Source organism: Accumulibacter sp., from assembly GCF_031732815.1.
Classification (GTDB): Bacteria; Pseudomonadota; Gammaproteobacteria; order Burkholderiales; family Rhodocyclaceae; genus Accumulibacter.
The window spans coordinates 1-5,118 of sequence record NZ_JAVMKF010000126.1; the positions used below are offsets into that span (position 1 = coordinate 1).

Sequence of the window (5,118 nt, forward strand, 5' to 3'; positions counted from 1 at the left end):
GCGGGCAGATGTAGTGAATGTAGTCGGGCATCCGGCGCAGGATCGTATCCATCACAGCCTCGGTGGAATAACCGCGCTGCGCCCGGTCGCGATGCAGCTTCTGAATCCACTCCAGATTGATGATCGGCACGACGCCAACGCAGAGATCGACATAGCGCCCAATATCTACGCTGTCAGTGCTCGCCGCTCCGTGCAGACCTTCGTAGAAGAGCAGATCGGTATCCGGTGGCAGGTCGGTCCATTCGGTGAAGCTTCCTGGTGGCGCGCCGTAACGCTCAGCTTCCGCGTCGTCGTGTACGTAGTGTCGGCTGCGCCCTTTGCCCGACTCGCCATAAACGCGGAACAGGGTCTCCAGTTCGCCGAGGAGATTTGCTTCCGGACCGAAATGGCTGAAGTGGTGGTTGCCGGCAAGGCCGTGCTCGGCTATCTTGGCACGCATTTCCTGCCGATCGTAGCGATGAAAACTGTCGCCCTCGATAATTGCAGCGTGCAGGTTTTCGCGCCGGAAGATATGCTGGAAAGCACGGGTGACCGAGGTCGTGCCCGCGCCCGAGGAACCGGTCACCGCAATCACAGGGTTCTTGCTTGACATCTGATGATTCTCCTTGGCCTGACAGGATTCCGGGCGAGTGAAGGCCAGGCCTCAGTCGTCCCGGAAAAGCGTGCGTGTGGAAAACAACGGTGACTTGAACGGCTCGTCCTCACCCGCTTCGTGCTCGCGATGATAGCGCTCGATGCGCTCGACCTCACGGCGCGAACCCAGGATCACCGGCACCCGCTGGTGCAGACTGCTCGGGCGAACGTCGAGGATACGCTCGCTCCCGGTCGAGGCCAGGCCACCCGCCTGGGCGACGATCATCGCCATCGGATTGGCTTCATAAAGCAGGCGCAGGCGGCCAGGCTTGCGTGTGTCCTTGCTGTCGCGCGGATACATGAAGACACCGCCGCGCATCAGAATGCGGTGCACCTCGGCAACCAGCGAGGCAACCCAGCGCATATTGAAATCAATCCCGCGAACGCCCGCTCGGCCGGCCAGACACTCGGCGACGTAGCGCTGGATCGGCGGCTCCCAGAAACGCTCGTTCGACGCGTTGATGGCAAACTCGCGCGTTTCCGGAACAATCGACAGGTCGGGATGCGTCAGCAGGAACTCGCCAATGTCGCGGTCGAGTGTAAACCCGTGCGTCCCGTTCCCGACCGTCAGAACGAGCATCGTCGACGGGCCGTAGAGCGCGTAGCCGGCCGCCACCTGGCGCGCGCCGGTTTGCAGGAAATCGGCGGCTGTCGGCCCGTCCGGGTGGCAATCGTCCGGGCAGAGGAGAACCGAGAAGATGCTGCCCACCGAGAGGTTGACGTCGATGTTCGACGATCCGTCGAGCGGATCGAAAAGCAACAGGAACCTGCCGCGCGGATGTTCGGCAGGTATCGGATAGACCGCCTCCATCTCCTCGGAAGCCAGCGCTGCCAGATGGCCGCCCCACTCGCAGTGATGAATGAACGCCTGGTTGGCCAGCACATCGAGCTTCTTCTGTGCCTCACCCTGAACGTTCTCGCCGCCCGCATCGCCCAACACGCCGGCCAGCGCACCGCGTGACACGCCCTGGGCAATCGCCTTGCAGGAACGTACGATGTCACTGATGAGCATCGAGAAGTCGCCGACCAGCGTCGGATTCCGTCGCTGCTCCTCGATGAGAAACTTGTTGACGTTGGTACGTCCGCACAGCATGGCAATACTCCTGAATACACCCTGGCAAATGTCGACCCGGGACAGATTCTAGCGGCATGAAACAAAAACGCTAGTTAAACATATTGTCTGTTTTCATTAGCAAAAGATAATCGATGAGAAACGCCACGATCCGCCAGCTGCAAATCTTTGTCGTTGCCGCCAGCCACCTCTCCTTTGCTCGGGCGGCCGAGACGCTGCATTTGACGCACGCCGCGATTTCGCTGCAGATCAAGCAACTGGAGGAAGTCAGCGGGATTCCCTTGTTCGAACGTATCGGCAAGCGTGTCTTTCTGACTGAAGCGGGAGAAATCCTGCTCGACCGGGCACGGCAAATCCTCCAACTGCTGAAGGAAACGGATGAGGCCTTGCTCGCCTTGAAGGGACTGCAAGGCGGACGCATCGCGGTGGCGGTCGTGAGTACGGCCGAGTACTTCGCTCCCGGTCTGCTCGCCGAGTTTCGCCGGCGACAGCCGGACGTCGTGATCAGCCTGCGAATCGACAACCGCATGACGGTGAATCGGCTGCTCGCCGGCAACGAGGTCGACCTGGCGATCATGGGGCGCCCACCGGCCGAGCTTGACGCGACGGCGACAGCCTTTGCGCCGCACCCCCTGGTCATCGTCGCCGGCACTGACCATCCCTTGCGTACAGCACAGAACATCGCCGTCGAGGAACTCGCCGGCGAGACGCTGATCGTGCGCGAAACGGGCTCCGGAACACGCTCCGCCATGGAGCAGTTCTTCAACGATCATTCGGTCAGGCCGCATATAGGGATGGAAATGAGCAGCAACGAGGCGATCAAACAGGCAGTCGTCGCCGGTCTCGGAATCACCTTCATTTCGCAGCACACGCTGGGCCTCGAATTGAGCAACCAGCGCCTGCACATCCTCAAGGTCGAGGGGACTCCGGTGATGCGGCGCTGGCATCTGGTGCGCCACCGAAGCAAGCACCTGACGCCAGCGCTCGCCGCCTTCTGGGCCTTCCTGCTCGAATATGCCCCGGACTATCTCAAGAAGCTGAGCTGAAGCCTGGCGCCAGCGGCTTCGCGGCCGAGGCGACTGCTTGCCGGGAGGCTGCCGGGAAGACGCAACCTCCCACCGTCTTCGCCCGCTTGTCGCGTCAGGCAAACCCGGTCTGCACCGGTTCGACGCGCAAGCTGTTGAACTCAGCCGGACGAAAGATCGGAAAGACGATCCGCGCCGTGCAGCCGACCGCCTGGTCCGCGCCGACGCCACGCATGTTGGGCCGCAGGCTGGCCGCCGCCCGATGCAACTCGGCGATCTCGCGAACGATCGCCAGCCCCAGACCGCTGCCGTCCCCAGCCGATCCCTCGGCACGATAGAAACGGTCAAAGACCTTGAGCGCGTCTTCGTCTGAAATGCCCGACCCGCTGTCTTCGATCTCGAGCACGGCGAAATCGCCCGGCGCGACGACGCGCGCGGTGACGCGCCCGCTGGCAGGCGTATGGCGCAAAGCATTGTCGAGCAGATTATTGATCATCTCGCGCAAAAGAAAGGCGTGCCCTTCGACCAGCACCTCGCCAGCCGGCTCGTAACCCAGATCGATACCCTTGTCGAGCGCGCGGACGACCCAGGCCTCGACACTCTCCCGCAGCAACTGATCGATGTCGAGTGGCAGCAGCGCCTGCTGCGCGCCACCGCTGGCCTCAGCCCGGGCGAGTACCAGCAACTGGTCGACCAGGTGCGACGCACGGTCGACGCCAAGCAGGATAAGCTGCAGCGCGTGCCGAAGCTGCGCTGGATCGCTTTCCCGAATCGCCAGTTGCGCCTGCGTCTTCAGGCCGGTCAACGGCGTGCGCATCTGATGCGCCGCGTCGGCAATAAAACGTCGTTGCGCCTCGACGTTGCGGTGCATGCGGCTCAGCATCGAATTGAAGGCCTCGGTAAGCGGCCGCAGCTCCTCGGGAACCCGACGCAGAGCAATCGGCGAGAGATCGGCCTCGCGGCGCGCCTCGATTCGATCGCGCAAACGCGTCAGCGGCCGCAGGCCTTGCGACAAACCAAACCAGACCAGCACGACGGCGAGCGGAATGATCACCAGTTGCGGAACAATCACGCTGGTCATGATCCGGTTCGCCAACTGCGAACGCTTTTCCGTCGTCTCGCCAACCTCGACCAGAATGCGCCGGTCGAGCGGCGCACCCGGGACAGGCAGATAGAGGTAGGCGATGCGCAGCGCCTGACCGCGGTACTCGTCATCGCGAAACGACACTTCGCCGCTTTCGCGTTGTCGCAATCCGGACTCGGTCGGTGGCGCCGGGAGTTCTGGATCGCCGGCGATCAACCCGCCCGCGCCGTCGAGAATGTGGAAATAGACGTTGTCGATCTCGTCCGAGCGCAGAAACGCCTGCACCGTCGCCGGCGCGCGCAATTGCGCCCTGCCCTCGGCCAGACTGAGCTGACGCGCGAGTACCGCGACGCGCTCGCGTAGCGACTGATCGTACGGAAAGCTGGCAACCGTGTTGGCAAAGTAATGCGTGAAGGCGATGCTGATCGGCCAGACGAAGAGCAGCGGCGCGAGCATCCAGTCCAGGATTTCGCCAAACAGCGAGCGCTCGGCGTCAGTGCCTTCTTTCTTCAGCAGGCTTCTCAAGGTAGTATCCGAGGCCGCGCACGGTAATGATATTGACGCCAGTCGATTCGAGCTTCTTGCGCAAGCGGTGAACATAGACCTCGATGGCGTTGTGGCTCACCTCTTCTCCCCAACCACAGAGGTGATCAACCAACTGGTCCTTGCTTACCAGGCGTCGTGCGCGCAGGAGGAGAATCTCCAGCAAACCGAGTTCGCGCGCCGAGAGCTCGAGCATTTCGCCATTGACCAAAGCCGAACGGTCATTTTGATCAAAGGTCAGCGAACCGCACTGGATGATCGTCGCGGTTCCCGATGAACGGCGGCTGAGCGCCCGCACGCGGGCTTCCAGCTCAACCAGTTCGAACGGCTTCGCCATGTAGTCGTCGGCCCCCAGGTCGAGCCCCCTGACCCGATCGTCGACACCGTCCAGGGCGGTCAAAATCAGCACCGGCGTCGTTGAATTGCGCGCCCGCAAACGCCGCAGCACATCCAGCCCGGACAAGCGCGGCAGCCCGAGATCAAGAATCACCAGGTCGTAAGCGTTGGTCATCAGGGCAGTGTCGGCAGCCATACCGTTGTCTGCGCAATCGACCGCGTAACCAGCTTGGCGCAACGACCGGCAAAGGCCGTCGGCAATGATCCTGTCGTCTTCGGCGAGGAGAATGCGCATAAGGTGTCGGTCCGTAGCCCGGTGGCCGTCGTAAGCTCTTTGTAAGCCCCACTTCCTAAGCTACGCCCGCTGTTCTCCTTTTATGGTCTCTGGAGTTCCGGCCCTGGCCCGAACTCGGGGAGCGCCTGAC

The 5,118-nt window shown here is 62.4% G+C and carries 5 protein-coding genes; 1 reads left to right on the forward strand and 4 read right to left on the reverse strand.

Going from position 1 to position 5,118, the window contains the following annotated elements; genetic code table 11:
- Positions 1-592, reverse strand: a 592-nt coding sequence (locus RKP46_RS08960) for a phosphoribulokinase (RefSeq protein WP_311106329.1), incomplete at its 3' end; no start/stop codon positions are given.
- Positions 593-643: 51 nt separating this feature from the next.
- Complete coding sequence (locus tag RKP46_RS08965) at positions 644-1,726, reverse strand: class 1 fructose-bisphosphatase (protein WP_311106330.1); 1,083 nt, start codon at positions 1,724-1,726, stop codon at positions 644-646.
- A 113-nt stretch (positions 1,727-1,839) separates the two neighbouring features.
- On the opposite strand from RKP46_RS08965, the gene RKP46_RS08970 reads away from it, so the two are divergent.
- Positions 1,840-2,751 (forward strand): LysR family transcriptional regulator, encoded by a 912-nt coding sequence (locus RKP46_RS08970; protein ID WP_311106331.1) that lies wholly within the window; start codon positions 1,840-1,842, stop codon positions 2,749-2,751.
- A 94-nt stretch (positions 2,752-2,845) separates the two neighbouring features.
- Here the strand turns inward: RKP46_RS08970 and RKP46_RS08975 are convergent, their stop codons facing one another.
- Both RKP46_RS08975 and RKP46_RS08980 read right to left on the reverse strand, forming a co-directional pair.
- Positions 2,846-4,339, reverse strand: coding sequence for a sensor histidine kinase N-terminal domain-containing protein (locus RKP46_RS08975; RefSeq protein WP_311106332.1), 1,494 nt, complete (start codon positions 4,337-4,339; stop codon positions 2,846-2,848).
- Positions 4,308-4,988 (reverse strand): response regulator transcription factor, encoded by a 681-nt coding sequence (locus RKP46_RS08980; RefSeq protein ID WP_311106333.1) that lies wholly within the window; start codon positions 4,986-4,988, stop codon positions 4,308-4,310. The genes RKP46_RS08975 and RKP46_RS08980 overlap by 32 nt, the downstream gene beginning before the upstream one ends.
- Positions 4,989-5,118 lie beyond the last annotated feature (130 nt).